Genomic DNA, 18769 nt, shown 5'->3' with positions numbered 1-18769 from the left:
CTGAGGCAGGTTAATGCCTGCTTCAGCAAAATGATTGTTCCGACTGGTTATTCTGATGCTGCGGCATTCAGGAATGAGGCCAGGTTGTTGATTTTCTTCGCTGCAATGGCCAGTTGTTCCCGTGCAACCGTCCAGTCGTTCTGCTCGATGGCCTCACGTATACCTGGAAGTGTTTTTACTCCGTATCCAGTATAAAATCCTGGCGCATAGATGGTATGTCTGTACCAGGGACGGAGCGGCAGTCCACCTTCATTCAAAAGCTGTTTTTCCGCCTGGAACAACGCCTGGTTCAGCTTGACCCTGCTTTTATTGGACAGGTTGGTGTTGTTACTGATGGTGGCAATCTTTACCGAGGCGCCATCCAATGATTTCAAGGCAGCATTGATTTCGCTGAAGTCAAATTCCGGCACTTCCGGTTTTGTTTTCGGTACAAAGAATACTTCTGAAGGGTTGGCAGCTTGTTGATATTTGCCTTCTTTGATCAGCCTGTTTTCTACAGTATAACTCTCTCTGAGCTGGTCACTCAGCTGGCTGACTTCCGCAACATACTTGCTGACAGTTTTCTGAAGGTTGCTGAACTCAAAAGGTAAAACCTCTGCATCTGCCAGTCGCAATACGCTGCGACCTGCTGTCTGTGCCAGCGCGACACCATATTTGAAGTCTGTATCCTTAAAGCGGACATAATTGTCGTAGGAATCATAGATGGAGTGGTATTCGCCACCTTCATCTTCACCACCAAAGGCAAAGTTTAAAGAAGGGATACCCAGATGCTGAAGGAAAGCCGAATAGTCAGAACCAGTACCAAGGGCACCTAAAGTTAAGGTATCCCTGTCGAGCAATGTCTTTTTCAGTTTTACTGTCGCAGCCTTCGTAATGGCGTTCGATTTTTTGCGATCGTATATAGATGCTTGTGTTTGTGGATCAGGGATCACCTTTGCAATATCGTCCACCAGCTGTTCAAGTGCATGCGAGCCGCCAGCTTCCAGGAAACCACGACCATTGCCGTCTGTATTGATATAAGCTACAGCTTTTTTGTTCAGCTCTTCAGCATGGTCTTCTACCCACTCAGTAGAGCCGAGCAATGATTGCTCTTCCCCATCCCAGGCACAATAAACCAGCGTTCTTTTGGGGCGATAGCCTGCTTTGACCAGGGCACCGATCGCTTTGGCTTCTTCCAGTTCTGCGGCAAGTCCGCTGATCGGATCTGCAGCACCATTTACCCAGGCATCGTGGTGGTTACCTCTTACAATCCATTCGTCAGGATAAGTTGATCCTTTGATTTTGGCAATGACGTTGTAAGCGGGAACAATATCCCAGTTAGAACTGATGTTCAGATGTACTTTCGCCGCTCCGCCACCAATGCGGTAGGTGATGGGCAGTGCGCCGCGCCAGCTTTCTGGTGCTACCGGACCATCTAATGCAGCAAGAAGTGGGAGTGCATCATGAGAACTGATTGGTAATACCGGGATCTTCAGGATCGTCGGTGCGTCTTCACGTGCGATGCGTTTAGCATCTTTCGTAGCACCAATATTTGGGGTCAATGGGTCGCCAGGGTAAATTACCATGTCGAGCACAGATCCCCGTTGTACAGTATGTTCGTTTTTAAACGGCCCCTTAGGGTAGACGTCGCCTTGGTAGTAACCATCTTCCTTAGGGTCTGCATAAATGATACAGCCAATAGCACCATGTTCGTAGGCGATCTTTGGCTTCATCCCTCTCCATGAACGGCCGTATCTGGCAATGACAATCTTTCCGGAAACGCTGATGCCCAGCTTTTCCAGCTGCTCATAATCGTCCGGAAGACCAAAGTTGACAAATACCAGTTCTCCGGTCACATCGCCATCAGCGCCCCAGGCATTATAAGTAGGCAGTTGTCCTTCTTGTCCGGAGGTTGCATCTTCTGCAAATGCAGGTTCCTTTAACACTGCGCTGAAGCGGGTAGGGGCGATGAGCTCCAATACCCTGGTTTTTGGTGTTGGAAAGAGCACCTGGTAAGTTTCAATCTTTGCATCCCAGCCATAGTCCCTGAACTTCTTTAATATAGATTCTGCAACGATTTTACCTTGGGCGGATCCCAGATGGTGTGGTTTTGCAGATAGTTCCTTAATGTTTTTACCGATGTTTACATTACTCAGCTGTGCATCAAATTTCTTTTCTAATGACAGCTGCGCTGAGGATGACTTGCTACTGAATCCCCGTAATTGCTGCTCCTGTGCATCGACCGTATAGACCGTCAGGCTGACTAAGCCAAGTAGTAGGTATTTCTTCATGATGTGGTGTAATTGTTTATCCATAAAATGTTCAATTTCAGAGTTGTTCGGTCATTGAGAAATTTTAGGACAGGCATAGATAGCTCAAACCCGGCCACAGTTTGCGGCGGAATGGAAAACTTATCTTTCTCTTTCTACAGAGTAGGAATTAGCACCTTTTACTTCCGGCTAGTACAGGTTGCTAAGACGTTACAGGGCCTTTCCCTCAGTCTTTCTTTATAAGTATGATCTTTAAGAACTCGTTTTGTGCGACAAAGATATAAATAATCTAGTAACCCTATAGTCTTTATTTAAAATTAAGGTGATTTTGCCTGGGAAATCACTTTTGTGGCTTTTCTGTGATGATTCAGCCTGACTTGCCTGAGCGTGAAAAATTTTGTGAATTCTTTTGCAGGGTTTAGAAAAACTATTCTATATTTGCAGCCCTAAGAAAATACATCCTAACTGCGGAAGTGGCGTAATTGGTAGCCGCACCAGACTTAGGATCTGGCGCTTCACGGCGTGGGGGTTCGAGTCCCTTCTTCCGCACTAAAAAGAGGACCTCAATCATGAGGTCCTCTTTTTTTATAACCACGGTAGGCATTTTAGTGTTTTACCACGCACAACCTCATCATTATTCACCTGTTGCTGGGAATTGATTTTAAGGATCTCATTCCGACGATGCTGAATGTGGATGAAAGGATGAAGCTTGCGAATGTCATCCGTGAATTGGGCAATCCCAAATTGAAACTCAATGAACAAAATCTGGAGCTTGTAGCCGTTTGAGAACTTCCTCTCCTGAATTGTTTCCTCTAGGCATTGCATTTGAATGATTAATGCTGTTTTGCGGTGTCTGCCTTGTTTTAGTTCTTGAATTAACAGTAGTTTTTGTCTGATTTTGATTTGTTTTTATTAATTTTCTCCATTGCAGGAGATATTTCGTCTTGCACTAATTGGTATTTTAAGACAACATATTGATGTTCACCAATATAATGAGCTTATAGGATCTTTTATTAAAGAAGTTAATTATGATAAAGAAGAGAGTTTCCATGAAAGACATTGCCCAACGCCTGGGTATTTCTACTGCGTTGGTGTCTTATGTATTGAATGGGAAACTTTCTGACAGAATTAATAAAGCAACTGCCAGCTTAGTTAAAGATACTGCAAAGGAAATGGGATACCAACCCAATTTACTTGCGAAGAGCCTGAGGAATAGTAAAAGTTATACGATTGGATTAATCCTTGCAGATATTGCCAATCCTTTTTCTGCCCACCTGGCAAGGATCATTGAAGATGAAGCAAAGAAAAGTGAGTACACTGTGATCTTTGGCAGTGCAGATGAGTCTCATCTTAAGTTTAATGATCTTGTTCAGACTTTTTTAAGCAGACAGGTTGATGGCTTTATCATTGCTGCGGTGGAAGGTGCGGAAGAATTGTTACGTTCTCTTAAGGAGCAGAATATTCCTTGCGTACTGATTGATCGTTATTTTTCCGGAATAGAGATGAATGCTGTTACGACAAATAATTACCAGGTGTCGTATGATGGAATTATGAAACTCCGGCAGAATGGATTTAACCGCATAGGCATGCTGCACCTGAAAAGTTCTCTAACCCCAATGACGGAACGGGTACGCGGTTATCAGGATGCTGTATCAAAAGATAATACCTATACCGGGGATCGTTATCTCATAGGAATTGATGAGCCGGATCTGAAACTGCAGGTTGTTTCTGCTATTGATCAATTGGTGAGTAGGGATGAACCTGTAGATGCTTTATTCTTTGCATCTAATCTTCTGGCTATGGAAGGACTTATCCATATTCGCAATTTGAATCTCCGTGTACCGGAAGATATAGGTATCCTCTGCTTCGACCAATCGGCAGCATATAATTTATTCTATTGTCCTTTGAGTTATATTGAGCAACCTATAAATGAAATTGGTGAGCAAGCGGTGACGATCTTACTTAATTCTATTGACAACTCTGAACTTCCTGTTCAGGATCTGGTATTGGAATCCAGGCTGGTGATGGAGCGCTCCGCTTTGAAAACCTCATAATAAATCGAAATCTTCTTATTCGTCTTTTTGCTGGCTGTTACGGACTGGACCTCGTCTGGTCACTGTCCGTACACTGGTCGAGAAGGAGAATGAGAAATGTGAGACCATAAAGAAAGTAAAGAGAGAGAAAAGAGAGGGCCGCTGTGCCTTTGGTCTCTGTTTAGTCTCTCTTTTCTCTCTCTTTAGTCTCTCTTTTGTGTCTGTCTTTCCCGAACCGTGTATGAGCGTCGTACGAACCGTGACTTATCCTGATATGGCTATACCTTTATTGATTTAACTATATCTGCAGATTTGCCGTTCCTGATCCAGTTATGCAAATCGTATGAGAATCCTTACGGAACCATGCTCTGACAAGGGCTGATTATCTTAGTCTATATATAATACTATACACTGTTATATATGATGCCATTATTTGTAATACTATTACAGAATACTCCAAACTGTATATATCGCATACTTTTTGTCTTGTGCAAACCAAAGAACTTATCTGTGATTTTATAGACGAGGTCCAACAAGGGGGGGGCGTTGTTAAGACCATTGAGGGTGCTCGGAGCGATGGTTTCCTCATTTTACTTGGGTTAGAATAGGGGATTTCGCCTCGGATTTATTGGTATTCGACCCTGCAATGGTATTTTTCGCCTGGAGGGCTGCTGCGACTAAATCTGTTTCCTGCTACCCTGTTTGTTCTTACGCTATTGATTATGACCATGCGCATAATTTTTTTCTGGTTGTAAACCATGCAGTTAGGGCTGTGATACAAATAAAGGGCTAGAAATGTTTTGGTCTACTGATATTTTTCCTACTTTTGCATCCCGCTTCGGAGGAAGTGAAACGGTGAGAAGGATAAGAGGAGAAGGAGTTTGAAATGTTGCAGTAGGAATTGGCCAGGCAGGTTTTTTAGTTTTTAAGTGTTAGAACAGAGAAAATAAAAAAGATCAAAAAAAAGCTTGACAATAACAAAAAGATTTCTACCTTTGCAATCCCAAACAACGGGGAGCTAAACGAACGGAGTTCGCAAGCGAATAAACAAGATTGAAACAATAGGCTTAACCGCAACAGAACTGGACGAGAAAGACCAGGTAAACACAGGGGTAGCAGATTGCAACATATAAAGAAGACCCGTGAGGCGATTCGAGAAGTTCATTAAAGAGATGTCATTTATAGCGTAGCGAGGTAGATTAGTACGGAATCAAAGTACATGATACTGAAGCTATTTTTTTAAGTTTGATTCTAACAGACAATATAACAATTAGAATAAAGACTATTATTAACAAGTTAAGAATGGTCAGCGTTCAAACAACACATTTTACAATGGAGAGTTTGATCCTGGCTCAGGATGAACGCTAGCGGCAGGCCTAATACATGCAAGTCGAACGATACTTTCCAGCTTGCTGGAGAGGAAAGTGGCGCACGGGTGCGTAACGCGTATGCAACCTACCTTAATCAGGGGGATAGCCCGAAGAAATTCGGATTAACACCGCATAAAATCACAGTATAGCATTATACAATGATCAAATATTTATAGGATTAAGATGGGCATGCGTGTCATTAGTTAGTTGGCGGGGTAACGGCCCACCAAGACAGCGATGACTAGGGGATCTGAGAGGATGACCCCCCACACTGGTACTGAGACACGGACCAGACTCCTACGGGAGGCAGCAGTAAGGAATATTGGTCAATGGAGGCAACTCTGAACCAGCCATGCCGCGTGCAGGAAGACGGCCCTCTGGGTTGTAAACTGCTTTTATTCGGGAATAAACCTCCTTACGTGTAAGGAGCTGAATGTACCGAAGGAATAAGGATCGGCTAACTCCGTGCCAGCAGCCGCGGTAATACGGAGGATCCAAGCGTTATCCGGATTTATTGGGTTTAAAGGGTGCGTAGGCGGCTTATTAAGTCAGGGGTGAAAGACGGTGGCTCAACCATCGCAGTGCCCTTGATACTGATGAGCTTGAATACATTAGAGGTAGGCGGAATGTGACAAGTAGCGGTGAAATGCATAGATATGTCACAGAACACCGATTGCGAAGGCAGCTTACTATGATGAGATTGACGCTGAGGCACGAAAGCGTGGGGATCAAACAGGATTAGATACCCTGGTAGTCCACGCCCTAAACGATGAATACTCGCTGTTAGCGATATACAGTTAGCGGCTAAGCGAAAGCGTTAAGTATTCCACCTGGGGAGTACGCCCGCAAGGGTGAAACTCAAAGGAATTGACGGGGGCCCGCACAAGCGGAGGAGCATGTGGTTTAATTCGATGATACGCGAGGAACCTTACCCGGGCTTGAAAGTTAGTGAATCATTTAGAGATAGATGAGTGAGCAATCACACGAAACTAGGTGCTGCATGGCTGTCGTCAGCTCGTGCCGTGAGGTGTTGGGTTAAGTCCCGCAACGAGCGCAACCCCTATGTTTAGTTGCCAGCACGTTAAGGTGGGGACTCTAAACAGACTGCCTGTGCAAACAGAGAGGAAGGAGGGGACGACGTCAAGTCATCATGGCCCTTACGTCCGGGGCTACACACGTGCTACAATGGATGGTACAGAGGGCAGCAAGCTGGCAACAGCAAGCAAATCTCAAAAAGCCATTCACAGTTCGGATAGAGGTCTGCAACTCGACCTCTTGAAGTTGGATTCGCTAGTAATCGCGTATCAGCAATGACGCGGTGAATACGTTCCCGGGCCTTGTACACACCGCCCGTCAAGCCATGGAAGTTGGGGGTACCTAAAGTATGTAACCGCAAGGAGCGTCCTAGGGTAAAACCGATAACTGGGGCTAAGTCGTAACAAGGTAGCCGTACCGGAAGGTGCGGCTGGAATACCTCCTTTCTGGAGTAGGTCAGACTACTCGCTGCGCAAATGATATAAATGACAGAAGATCTCAAAAAGAAACACCCATAGGATGAAACATCGTTTAGTGTTCTCATACTGAAGTAAAGACACCTAGTCCCGTAGCTCAGTTTGGTTAGAGCACTACACTGATAATGTAGGGGTCAGCAGTTCAAATCTGCTCGGGACTACAGATATATTCTAAGGGGGATTAGCTCAGCTGGCTAGAGCGCCTGCCTTGCACGCAGGAGGTCAACGGTTCGACTCCGTTATTCTCCACCATGACCGGTACTTAAGATAGAAGGTACAGAAATAGGGTTCAGGAATGAACTCCGGGATAGAAAAGTTCTTTGACATATTGGAAGAAGTTAAAAAAGAAGAGCAAACAACAATAGAGACGTTGTTAGCTTTGAGGAATGAAATGAGTAAGCAATTACAAATAGAAATCCGAAAGAGATAACAACCATCAAAAAAAGCATTTCCATAGGCGCAAAAGGCTATGGAGAGAAGAAAGTAAATAAGAGCACACAGGGGATGCCTTGGCTCTCAGAGGCGATGAAGGACGTGATAAGCTGCGATAAGCACTGGGGATTAGCAAATATGAATTGATCCGGTGATTTCCGAATGGGGAAACCTGGCTAGTTGAAGACTAGTCGTATAATACGCAAACCTGCCGAACTGAAACATCTAAGTAAGCAGAGGAAGAGAAAATAATAATGATTTCCTAAGTAGTGGCGAGCGAACGGGAAAGAGCCCAAACCATATTTGTTACGGCAAATGTGGGGTTGTAGGACTACGATATGATTATAATGCAATGAAGTGGAACAGGATGGGAAGCCTGGCAACATAGAGTGAGAGCCTCGTACACGTAAGTACCATTAGTCTAGTAGTATCCTGAGTACCGCGAGGTCGGAGACGCCTTGTGGGAATCTGCCGGCACCATCCGGTAAGGCTAAATACTCCTGAGAGACCGATAGTGAACCAGTACCGTGAGGGAAAGGTGAAAAGAACCCCGAACAGGGGAGTGAAATAGAACCTGAAACTGTGTGCTTACAAGCGGTCGGAGCGTCCAGGTGGCGTGACGGCGTGCCTTTTGCATAATGAGCCTACGAGTTACTCTTCTCTGGCAAGGTTAAGTGTTTAAGACACGGATCCGAAGCGAAAGCGAGTCTGAATAGGGCGTATAGTCAGGGGAGGTAGACGCGAAACCTTGTGATCTACCCATGGACAGGTTGAAGGTGCGGTAACACGTACTGGAGGACCGAACCGATAAACGTTGAAAAGTTTCCGGATGATCTGTGGGTAGGGGTGAAAGGCTAATCAAACTGGGAAATAGCTCGTACTCCCCGAAATGTTTTTAGGAACAGCGTGGATATAAAGTTATATAGAGGTAGAGCTACTGATTGGGTGCGGGGGAGTCAAATCCTACCAAATCCAGACAAACTCCGAATGCTATATAATATGATCTGCAGTGAGGCCCGGGGTGCTAAGGTCACGGGCCGAGAGGGAAAGAACCCAGACCATCAGCTAAGGTCCCCAAGTTATAGTTAAGTTGAACTAACGAGGTCCGATTGCATAGACAGCTAGGATGTTGGCTTGGAAGCAGCCATTCATTTAAAGAGTGCGTAACAGCTCACTAGTCGAGCGATCGGGCATGGATAATAAACGGGCATTAAACTATACACCGAAGCTATGGGTAATATTAATATTACGGTAGGGGAGCATTCCAGCGGCAGCGAAGTTATGACGTAAGTTGTGGTGGAGCTTCTGGAAAAGCAAATGTAGGCATAAGTAACGATAAGGCGGGCGAGAAACCCGCCCACCGAAAGGATAAGGTTTCCTGATCAACGCTAATCGGATCAGGGTTAGTCGGGGCCTAAGGAGAACCCGAAAGGGATATTCGATGGACAACGGGTTAATATTCCCGTACTTTTTATAACTGCGATGTGGTGACGGAGTAGTGACACTACCGCGATCTGACGGAATAGATCGTTGAAGACAGTAGGTATTGGTCTGGTAGGCAAATCCGCCGGACTAGCTGAAAGTCGATAGTACCGCGAACCTTCGGGTAAGTGGATAGTGTAGGTAATCAGACTTCCAAGAAAACCCGCTAAGCTTCAGGTTATAAAAACCCGTACCGCAAACCGACACAGGTATCCGGGAAGAGAATTCTAAGGTGCTCGAGTGAATCATGGCTAAGGAACTCGGCAAAATGGCCCTGTAACTTCGGGAGAAGGGGCGCTGGTAGCAATATCAGCCGCAGTGAAAAGGCCCAGGCGACTGTTTAACAAAAACACATGGCTTTGCAAAATCGAAAGATGAAGTATAAGGCCTGACACCTGCCCGGTGCTGGAAGGTTAAGAGGGGATGTTAGTCGCAAGGCGAAGCATTGAATCGAAGCCCCAGTAAACGGCGGCCGTAACTATAACGGTCCTAAGGTAGCGAAATTCCTTGTCGGGTAAGTTCCGACCTGCACGAATGGTGTAACGATCTGGGCGCTGTCTCAGCCATGAGCTCGGTGAAATTGTGGTCCCGGTGAAGACGCCGGGTACCCGCAACGGGACGGAAAGACCCCATGCACCTTCACTACAATTTAACATTGACATTGGATACAGGATGTGTAGGATAGGTGGGAGACTATGAAGCGGCGTCGCCAGGCGTCGTGGAGTCAACGTTGAAATACCACCCTTTCTGTATTCGGTGTCTAACTTCGCCAAGCGAAGGACATTGTTTGATGGGTAGTTTGACTGGGGTGGTCGCCTCCAAAAAGGTAACGGAGGCTTTCAAAGGTAAGCTCAATACGCTTGGTAACCGTATGAGGAGTGCAATAGCATAAGCTTGCTTGACTGTGAGGCATACAAGCCGAGCAGGGTCGAAAGACGGATATAGTGATCCGGTGGTTCTGCATGGAAGGGCCATCGCTCAAAGGATAAAAGGTACGCTGGGGATAACAGGCTGATCTCCCCCAAGAGCTCATATCGACGGGGAGGTTTGGCACCTCGATGTCGGCTCGTCACATCCTGGGGCTGGAGAAGGTCCCAAGGGTTCGGCTGTTCGCCGATTAAAGTGGCACGCGAGCTGGGTTCAGAACGTCGCGAGACAGTTCGGTCCCTATCTGTTGTGGGCGTAGGAATTTTGAGTGGGGCTGACCTTAGTACGAGAGGACCGGGTTGGACTAGCCTCTAGTGAATCTGTTGTTCCGCCAGGGGCATTGCAGAGTAGCTACGCTGGGAATAGATAAGCGCTGAAAGCATCTAAGTGCGAAACTAGCCACGAGATGAGAATTCCATATAGGACCGTAGCAGACTACTACGTTGATAGGTTACAGATGTAAAGGTGGTGACATCAAAGTCGAGTAATACTAATCATCCGAAGCTTTCAAGAGCAGTAAACTGTTGTTTGTTCTTCCTAACTTAACTTCTTTCAATAATATGTCATTGTTTGACAGCATAAGGTAAATCAATACCAGAAGCTGTATAAACATTAAAAATATTTAGGTGCCTATATCGGTGGTGTCCACCTCTTCCCATTCCGAACAGAGAAGTTAAGCCCACCAGAGCCGATGGTACTGCGGTAACACGTGGGAGAGTAGGTCGGTGCCAAATCTTAAAGAAAGCCTGTAGTCAAAACTGCAGGCTTTTCTTGTTTACAGAAATTTTTTCATTTATATATTATTGATCATACAATAGTTAACGTACAGGAGTGCTACATTTTATGAGAGTTTTCGTTTATGGGGATTTGATATTCCTCCCTCATTATTTTTAAATAAACGCGTCCTACTTCTTAGCATTTCAGGGGGCAATTGGCATTTCTCCAGCTTATACGGGATCTGTGGGCAGTGAATTTTGTACAGTCGATTCTCAGCGATTGGATAGGTCTGGTACTATTTTTTGTTTCATTATCGTTGTTTACTGACCATTTTGCTCTTATTCATGGCCTCTTACTAGAGCTGATCTCTGTTCTGTAATCTGATCTTACCTGGTATTACGTATTGGATGGCCTTAAGAAGGAAATCTTGATATATTTTATTAAATTTGAGAGGAAACACACATGATTTAGATGCATAAGGGATGTTCAGATGAGGAATTGATCGATCTGTTAAACGGCGGTAGCAGAGAGGCTTTTGATGAGATATACCGCAGACATTGGTCGGCGATGTACGTCATCGCATTCAATATGCTCAGAGATCATGATGCTTGTATGGATGTGATACAGGATGTGTTCGTTTGGATCTGGGACAGATCCGGTGAGCTGGAGATCGCTACGTTAAAGTCATACCTCATGTCGGCAGTGAAATATAAGGTCACTAATGTGATTCGCATGCTGAAGTCCCGTCAGTCTTACCTCGATCAGATTGAAACGATAGAACCTTCTTTCGATAATGTCAGCAGCGAAATGGAATTGAAAGAGTTGAAGGCTGTATTATTGCAGTTTACTGCTGAATTGCCTGAAAGATGTCGAGAAGTCTTTGAACTGAGCAGAAATTCCCATTTAAGTAATAAGGAAATCTCTATAAGGATGGGTATTTCTGAAAAAGCAGTAGAAAGACAGATGACTATCGCTTTGAAACGGCTGAAAAGTTCGCTTATTCTTTTTTGCATCCTGTATGTCTCTTCATTTTAGGTACACGTACCGGTGTATTCTTGGTTCTTTTGCTTTCTCTGCTGTAATTTTAAAATAAATAAAACTTTTTCTGGATTTCTTTGTGGGGCTGAGCCTGTTTGATGTGCCTTATAGGAAATGGGGATGATGAATTGCTCCTGATCCTTAAAAGCATAACCAGTTTCAATGACAAAAGAAGCGTTTTTTCAACTCACAGATAAAGTTAAAGAAGGCACTGCGAACGACGCAGAGCTGGAATTGTATAATCAATATTTTAATTACTTCCAGGTATTGGAGGCCTGGGATGAAGAGACGATGGGTGTAGAGGACGTTCGCGGTCAGTTATTGTATGAGTCAATAGATCGTGCGATAGGCGCTCCAGTCCCGGTCAGGAAACTAAATACAGGGTGGAAGAAGTTTGTGACTGTCGCGGCCGCGGTGCTGCTGCTTGCAGGATCTGCAGTTTTCTTTGTCTATCAGCAAGGGCAGCCAGCGGAACAAATACTATCCAGTATCAATGTCGCTTCTGCCAGCACGAACGACCTAATCCAGCTCCCTGACGGAAGTACGGTGATCTTGAGTGCGGGGAGCCAGCTGAAGTATGCCTCCAGTTTTGAAGGGAAAGCGGTCCGTGAGGTTTTCTTAACAGGTAAGGCTTTTTTCGATGTCAAACATCGCAGCAATCAGCCATTTATTGTCCGTACAGGAAAGGTGAATACACAGGTTTTAGGAACCGCCTTTGATGTGGACTCCCGGAATGAGCGGATCACCGTTACCGTGATCCGAGGAAAAGTAGTGGTCAATAAAGGAGGACAAACGCTGGGCACTTTAACCCCCAATAAACAGGTCGTTTATAATATTGCGGCGGATCAGGCCACGCTCCATGATACCGACGCCGAGAAAACGGTAGCCTGGAGAGAACAGGACCTGGTATTCAAAGACATCACTTTCGATAATGCCGCAGTGTTGCTGCAGGAGCGTTTCGATGTGAAGGTCATCATTGGCGACAAGCGTCTTGGCCAGCAACATTTCACCACCACGCTGTTTGAGAATCAGAGTCTGGAGGACTTCCTGACCTTAATCTGCGATTTTAATAATGCCGTATACCAATACGACGAGATCACTAAACATGTAACCATTAAACCAAAAAACTAACCCAAATGAACCAACCCAGACCTTCTTAATGAAAAAGGCCCTGCTATAGCTACATATTACGAGTATGGAACTATTGCAGAACCTCCTGGACCACATCCCCAAGGGATCATGAGTCCTGTTTTAATGTAATTCTCATAAGGTATTTAAATCACACCAACATTCGAATATATGAATTTTTCTGCAATTGCAGCTAAATACGGGGACGGGTATGTCCGCCGTATCCATAAAAAAATCCTGATTGATTTTATGCGTATTACTTCGTTTATCATTCTGACACTCACGATCTCAGCGCAGATGCTGACTGCCTCCAATGTTAAGGGCCAACGTATGGGAGAGGTACGTGTGAAGCTTAAACTGAACAGGGAAAGCCTGTCGGAAGCACTGGAGAAAATTGAAAAGCAAACGCCCTTCCATTTTCTGTATCGTAGCGAAGAAATTGGCGAAATAGGGAAATTAAACCTGGTAGAAACGACCACGACGCTTGATAAGCTATTGGAAGCTCTGCTGGCCAATTCTTCGCTGGACTTCAGGCAGGTCAACCGGCATATTGTCATTACTAAAAAATCAGAAACCCCATCAACCATTGCCAATGAAAAAAACGTCTACAAAAATCCAATTATAAGAGCTGATATTGACATCAGAGGACGGGTCATCGATCAGACCAAACATGGTATGCCGGGCGTCAGCGTATGGGTGGTGGGCAGCCGCTCAGGTACGACCACAGATAAAGATGGTAACTTTAACATTAAGGTGCCCGATTCCAGCGCTGTCCTTGAGTTCAGCTACCTGGGTTATTTGTCCAAGAAAATAGGTGTGGCTTCCGGTAATTATAAATCGGTTACCCTGATGCCGGATGACAACAACCTGAATGAGGTCGTGATCAATACCGGTCGTTTTGAGCGTAAGGCAGGAACTTTTACCGGTGCAGTTGCGGCCTTTACAGGAGCAGAGCTGAAACAAGTTACCAATCAGAATGTCATCCAGGGATTGGCGATTCTGGATCCTTCTTTCCAAATCCTGGACAACATCAACCTGGGCTCGGATCCGAACAACCTGCCGAACATCCAGCTCAGGGGACAAACGGGAATTCCGGAGAACCTGGAGAATGAGTTCGGCAACCAGCCCAACCAACCACTGTTTATTCTGGACGGCTTTGAGACGACCTTGGAGAAAATCTATGACCTGAACATTAACTTTGTGAAAAGCATCACCCTGTTGAAAGATGCGGCCGCAAAATCCATGTATGGTTCTAAAGCTGGAAATGGTGTGGTGGTCATTGAGACGATTGAACCGCAGGCAGGTAAGCTGAGGCTTAGCTATCAGGCAAGTCTGAATGTAACCGCTCCGGATCTTAGCAGTTATGAGCTGACAAACTCCCGCCAGAAATTGCAGGCAGAGCTGCTTGCTGGTAAATATACTTCTGCAGACCCATTGACGCAAGCCTCACTGCTTCGTGATTACAGCATCAACCAAAAAGCAATGATGGACGGAGTAGACACCTACTGGTTGTCGCAACCACTGCAAAACGGCTACGGACAACGTCATACCCTCATGATGGATGGTGGAGATCAGGCTATGCGTTACTCGGCAAATGTGGCCTATAATAAAACTACAGGGGTAATGAAGGGGTCGGACAGGACCAGTGTAAACGGTCAGTTTAACCTGATTTACCGTGTGAACAAGATCTCTTTCCGCAATAACCTGTCGATTGACAGGAACATCGCCAAAAATTCTCCTTACGGCAGTTTCTCCGAATATTCCAAGATGAACCCCTACTGGAGAATTTATGATGACAATGGAAACCTGATTCCTTCTTATGCGATGAGCAGCGGCCTGTTTAACATCTCTGGTCAGCTGGCGTATAACCCATTATATAATGCTTCACTTAACATTAAGGATGGCAGCAACTATACCAATGTGATTGAGAACTTCTCTACAGAATGGAACATTGTGAAAAACCTGCGCCTTAGCGGCCGTCTGGGGCTGAGTCTTCAGAACAACGAATCTGAACTGTTCTATCCTGCATCGCATACCAGGTACCTGAATGTAGATGTAACCAGTCCGGAATACAACAACCGCGGTATGTATACAGTCAGCAATGGCAAGACGGCGAATTACAATGGCGATATTTTGCTTGCCTACTCTGTACAGGCGGGGAAACACCTGGTCTATGCCAATGCGGTTTATGCTATGAACCAGATTACTGGCCGCTCAGTTGGTCAGACGATGGTTGGATTTCCCAATGATAAGATGGATGACATTACTTTTGGTAATGGGTATGCCGCAGGTAGTAAAGCTTCCGGGGCTGAGAATACAAGCCGTACGGTTTCCACCTCAGGAGCGGTGAATTACTCTTTTGACAACCGTTTTCTTGCTGATTTCGCCTATAGTCTCAATGGCGGATCGCAATTCGGCAGAACCAACAGGTGGGGTGGTTTCTGGTCGACTTCCATCGGATGGAACCTTCAGAATGAGCAGTTCATTAAAAATATAGAAGCCATTGATCGTTTGAGGATCACTGCAAGTACAGGGGTAACCGGTACACAGGGCGGTAATGCCTATAAATCATTGGCGAGGTACAGGTACATCACCAATGTCAACTACAATGGTGACCTTGGGATGGAGCTGATGGGTTTACCCAATAACGACCTGATGTGGCAGAGTGTGCGCGACAACAACATTGGCTTTGACCTTGGCTTTCTGAAATCTGCCAATCTCCGCGTAGACTATTACATTAAGGACACCAAAAACCTGCTTTCCGATCAGATCGTAGCACCTTCCGCAGGTTTCAATTCCTATGCAGAGAACATTGGAGAAGTACGTAACAAGGGCTTCCAGGTAGCGGCAAGTGTAAGGGTGTTCAACAATCCGAAGAACCGTTCCAACCTGAACCTTTTCCTGAACGTTGCCCACAATACCAATAAAATCAGTAAAGTATCCAACTCACTGGAGCAGTTAAATTCAGCTAAAGACAATGCGCAGCAGAATGGTTCTTTAGGTACAGCTGAAGGAAGGGCGACACTGCAGAATCCGTCCACAAGATATGAGCCTAACCAATCCACCACAGCAATATGGGTGGTGCCTTCTCTTGGAATTGATCCTGCAAACGGAATGGAGATTTACCTGAAAAAAGACGGTACACAAACCTATGTATGGTCGGCTGCCGACTACGTAGTGGGTGGGGATTCCAATGCTAAATACACCGGTTCCTTTGGATCTAACTTCCAGTATAAAGGTTTCAATGCAAACTTCGCCTTTTCATTCCGTCTGGGCGGGCAGATGTATAACTCCAGCCTGGTGACCAAGGTTGAGGATGCCGATTTCAACTATAATGTGGACATCAGGGCTTTGGAAGAGCGCTGGAAAACACCGGGGCAGCAGAGTTTGTATAAAGACATCGCGCTCATCATGCCAACCAGGCCGACCTCACGTTTTGTACAGGACCTGGATGAGCTGATCTTCTCCTCTGTAAGTCTTTCCTATAATTTCAGTGAGTTGAACTTCATGAAACAGAGCCGCATCAAAGGCCTGCAGTTTGGCGTCAACCTGAATGACCTGGCAAGGATCAGTACCGTCAGAACGGAAAGAGGATTGGATTATCCATATGCAAGAACCATGTCGTTTTCATTATCAGCTAATTTTTAAGAACCATGAAATTCAACTACTTCATCATCGCTGCTTTATTGCTGACAGGACTTTCTTCCTGCAACAAATGGCTGGATGTAAACCCAAAAACGGAAATAGAATCGGCTGTAGCCTTTCAGGATGAACAGGGTTTCAAAGACGCCCTGACCGGCTTATATGTAAAAATGGCGAGTGCGCCGCTTTACGGACGTGAGCTGACCTACGGTTACCTTGAAGTATTGGCAAAGCAATATCCGGTATTGCCGAATTCAAGTACCTATTATCAGGCTTCTTTATATAACTACCTCGATACTGCTTCCAGGTCCCGCATGGACAATATATGGAACATCGGGTACAATATGATTGCCAATGACAACAACCTGATTGAAAATCTGAATACTGCAAATGTAAGTATGTTTGCGGCGAATAATTACAATGTGATCAAAGGTGAAGCTTATGGCTTACGTGCATTTATGCATTTTGACCTGCTTCGCCTGTACGCCCGCTCACCAGCTTCTGCAGGCGGCATAACAAGTCCGGGGATTCCTTACAGCGAATTTCTTGACAAGAGGACCAGCGCTACCTTGCCGGTAGGAGAAGTGATCAATAAGGTCCTTGCGGATTTAGATGTAGCGGCCTCCTTATTGAAAACTGCCGATCCTATTGTACCAGGAAGTGGCGTAGCTGCTACCGGATTCCTGAGAGACAGGCAGTATAAGTTTAATTATTATGCCGTAAAAGCATTGCAGGCAAGGGTATACCTGTACATCAATGATAGGGTAAAGGCGCTTGAATGTGCGCGGGAAGTCATACAGTCTGGCGCGTTTACCTTTACGCCCAATACGCAGATTGTAAACAACACAGAGGAGTTCAGGAACAAGTTATTGACTCAGGAGCTGGTATTTTCATTGAATGTACCGACACTGCAGACCGATGCAGACCCATATTTTAATGTCATTAATGGGGAGCTCTCTATACTGACCACTGACTTCAATCAGATTTATGAAAGCAACTTGTCTGACTTGCGTTATGTGTACATCAGTAGGCAGAATGCCGACAATACCAGGCGTTATTCCAGTAAGCTGGTGGGGCCGACCGGATCGAAGGCACGCGTGCCTGTAATCCGCTGGTCGGAGTTGTATTATATTGCCGCGGAATGTCTGAAAGATACAGATCCCGGTTCCTCAGTCAACTACCTGAACCTGGTAAGGAGGCAGCGGAACGTCCTGAATGACCTTTCTGCAGCTGATCTCACAGCGGAGCAGATCCAGAACGAGATATTCAAAGAATATAGAAAAGAGTTTGTCGCTGAAGGCCAGTTGTTTTACTACTACAAACGGGTGAACAGGCCAACGATTGAATTCAGCACGGTGGCTGCCAATGACAATATTTATGTACTTCCTAAACCTGATAATCAAATTGAATATGGAAACTAAAAGATTAACATCTGTAAGCACCTTTGGCTTCAATTTTTTAATAATGGTGATTGCTGTGGCCTTCTCTGCTTGTGAGAAAAGTGTGGACAGCTACGAGAATGATCCGCGCATCTATTTTTTTGAACGTCAGAATGACCTGGTGTCGACCAGGATCACGTCAAAGTCTTTTTCTTTCCTTACTTATCCCTCAACGGTGACAAGGGATACCATGTTGATCAAAGTGAAGATCATGGGACTTCCGGGTGCAACAGACCGCATTGTGCGTGGCGAAGCCATTACAGAGGGTACTACCGCTATTGCTGGACAGCATTACGAATTTATTGACGGAACGATTAAGGCTGGTGCCATCATTGGAGAACTGCCTGTGGTATTGCTGCGTAGCGAGGACATAAAAAATGAGGCGGTGACGTTAAAGGTTAGGATTGCAGAAACAACAGATTTTAAACCGGGGGTTGCGGAAGACAGTTCTTTTAGCCTGACCTGGAATGATAACCTGATCAAACCAACGAACTGGGATACCGGTTTGTTCTTTTATTTCGGGACCTACAGTGCAGTGAAATTCCGGTTTGTGATCGATGTGCTTGGCCTTGCGGAGTTTCCACTTCAGGCAAGTGCAAGGGTTCCGCTTAAACCAGGGGAATTTTCCAATGCGGCGATGTTGGATTTCAAGGCTCGTATGAAGCAGGCCTTGCTGGAATACAACAATACCCATACTGATCCGAAGAAAGATGAAAATGAACAACTTGTCACTTTTCCACTTTAACCACCACCTGCAATGAAATTTAAATTATCATATAAAGTACTGCTGACGATGTTAAT

Annotated in this window: 7 protein-coding genes, 3 tRNA genes, 3 rRNA genes and 1 riboswitch; of the genes, 12 read left to right on the top strand and 1 reads right to left on the bottom strand. The window is 45.3% G+C overall.

Annotation, left to right across the window (positions count from 1 at the left end; all coding sequences use genetic code 11):
- Nucleotides 1–47: 47 nt before the first annotated feature.
- Entirely contained in the window at nt 48–2294 is a 2247-nt protein-coding gene (locus tag PBAL39_RS01675; protein WP_008237574.1) for a M28 family metallopeptidase, read from the bottom strand.
- Nucleotides 2295–2387: 93 nt separating this feature from the next.
- Nucleotides 2388–2495, bottom strand: a riboswitch (SAM riboswitch).
- Between the two features lie 221 nt (nt 2496–2716).
- On the opposite strand from PBAL39_RS01675, the gene PBAL39_RS01670 reads away from it, so the two are divergent.
- The 12 genes from PBAL39_RS01670 (at nt 2717) to PBAL39_RS01615 (ending at nt 18713) form a co-directional block, all read left to right on the top strand.
- Nucleotides 2717–2798, top strand: a tRNA-Leu gene (locus PBAL39_RS01670).
- A 479-nt stretch (nt 2799–3277) separates the two neighbouring features.
- Nucleotides 3278–4303 (top strand): LacI family DNA-binding transcriptional regulator, encoded by a 1026-nt coding sequence (locus PBAL39_RS01665; protein WP_039865924.1) that lies wholly within the window; start codon nt 3278–3280, stop codon nt 4301–4303.
- A gap of 1308 nt (nt 4304–5611) precedes the next feature.
- Nucleotides 5612–7133: ribosomal RNA gene (locus tag PBAL39_RS01660) — 16S ribosomal RNA — on the top strand.
- Between the two features lie 116 nt (nt 7134–7249).
- Nucleotides 7250–7324 (top strand) — tRNA-Ile (locus PBAL39_RS01655).
- Nucleotides 7325–7338: 14 nt separating this feature from the next.
- Nucleotides 7339–7415 (top strand) — tRNA-Ala (locus PBAL39_RS01650).
- Nucleotides 7416–7640: 225 nt separating this feature from the next.
- Nucleotides 7641–10517: ribosomal RNA gene (locus PBAL39_RS01645) — 23S ribosomal RNA — on the top strand.
- 109 nt (nt 10518–10626) lie between these two features.
- A 5S ribosomal RNA gene (rrf, locus tag PBAL39_RS01640) occupies nt 10627–10738 on the top strand.
- Together the 16S, 23S and 5S rRNA genes with 2 tRNA genes alongside form the textbook arrangement of a ribosomal RNA operon.
- Before the next feature lie 454 nt (nt 10739–11192).
- Nucleotides 11193–11756 (top strand): RNA polymerase sigma-70 factor, encoded by a 564-nt coding sequence (locus PBAL39_RS01635; RefSeq protein WP_008237563.1) that lies wholly within the window; start codon nt 11193–11195, stop codon nt 11754–11756.
- A gap of 165 nt (nt 11757–11921) precedes the next feature.
- A complete protein-coding gene (locus PBAL39_RS01630; RefSeq protein ID WP_008237556.1) occupies nt 11922–12890 on the top strand; it encodes a FecR family protein in 969 nt (322 codons plus the stop codon).
- 168 nt (nt 12891–13058) lie between these two features.
- The gene (locus PBAL39_RS01625) at nt 13059–16535 is read left to right on the top strand and encodes a SusC/RagA family TonB-linked outer membrane protein (RefSeq protein WP_008237551.1); all 3477 of its coding nucleotides are present in this window, start codon (nt 13059–13061) and stop codon (nt 16533–16535) included.
- Nucleotides 16536–16540: 5 nt separating this feature from the next.
- Nucleotides 16541–17950, top strand: coding sequence for a RagB/SusD family nutrient uptake outer membrane protein (locus PBAL39_RS01620; RefSeq protein WP_008237550.1), 1410 nt, complete (start codon nt 16541–16543; stop codon nt 17948–17950).
- A complete protein-coding gene (locus tag PBAL39_RS01615) occupies nt 17940–18713 on the top strand; it encodes a DUF4843 domain-containing protein (protein ID WP_008237548.1) in 774 nt (257 codons plus the stop codon). The genes PBAL39_RS01620 and PBAL39_RS01615 overlap by 11 nt, the downstream gene beginning before the upstream one ends.
- The last annotated feature ends 56 nt before the right edge of the window (nt 18714–18769 follow it).

The organism is Pedobacter sp. BAL39 (assembly GCF_000170795.1).
Taxonomy (GTDB): Bacteria; Bacteroidota; Bacteroidia; order Sphingobacteriales; family Sphingobacteriaceae; genus Pedobacter.
The sequence above is the reverse complement of the archived record's forward strand: the minus strand, read 5'-3'. Positions and strand labels throughout refer to the sequence as shown.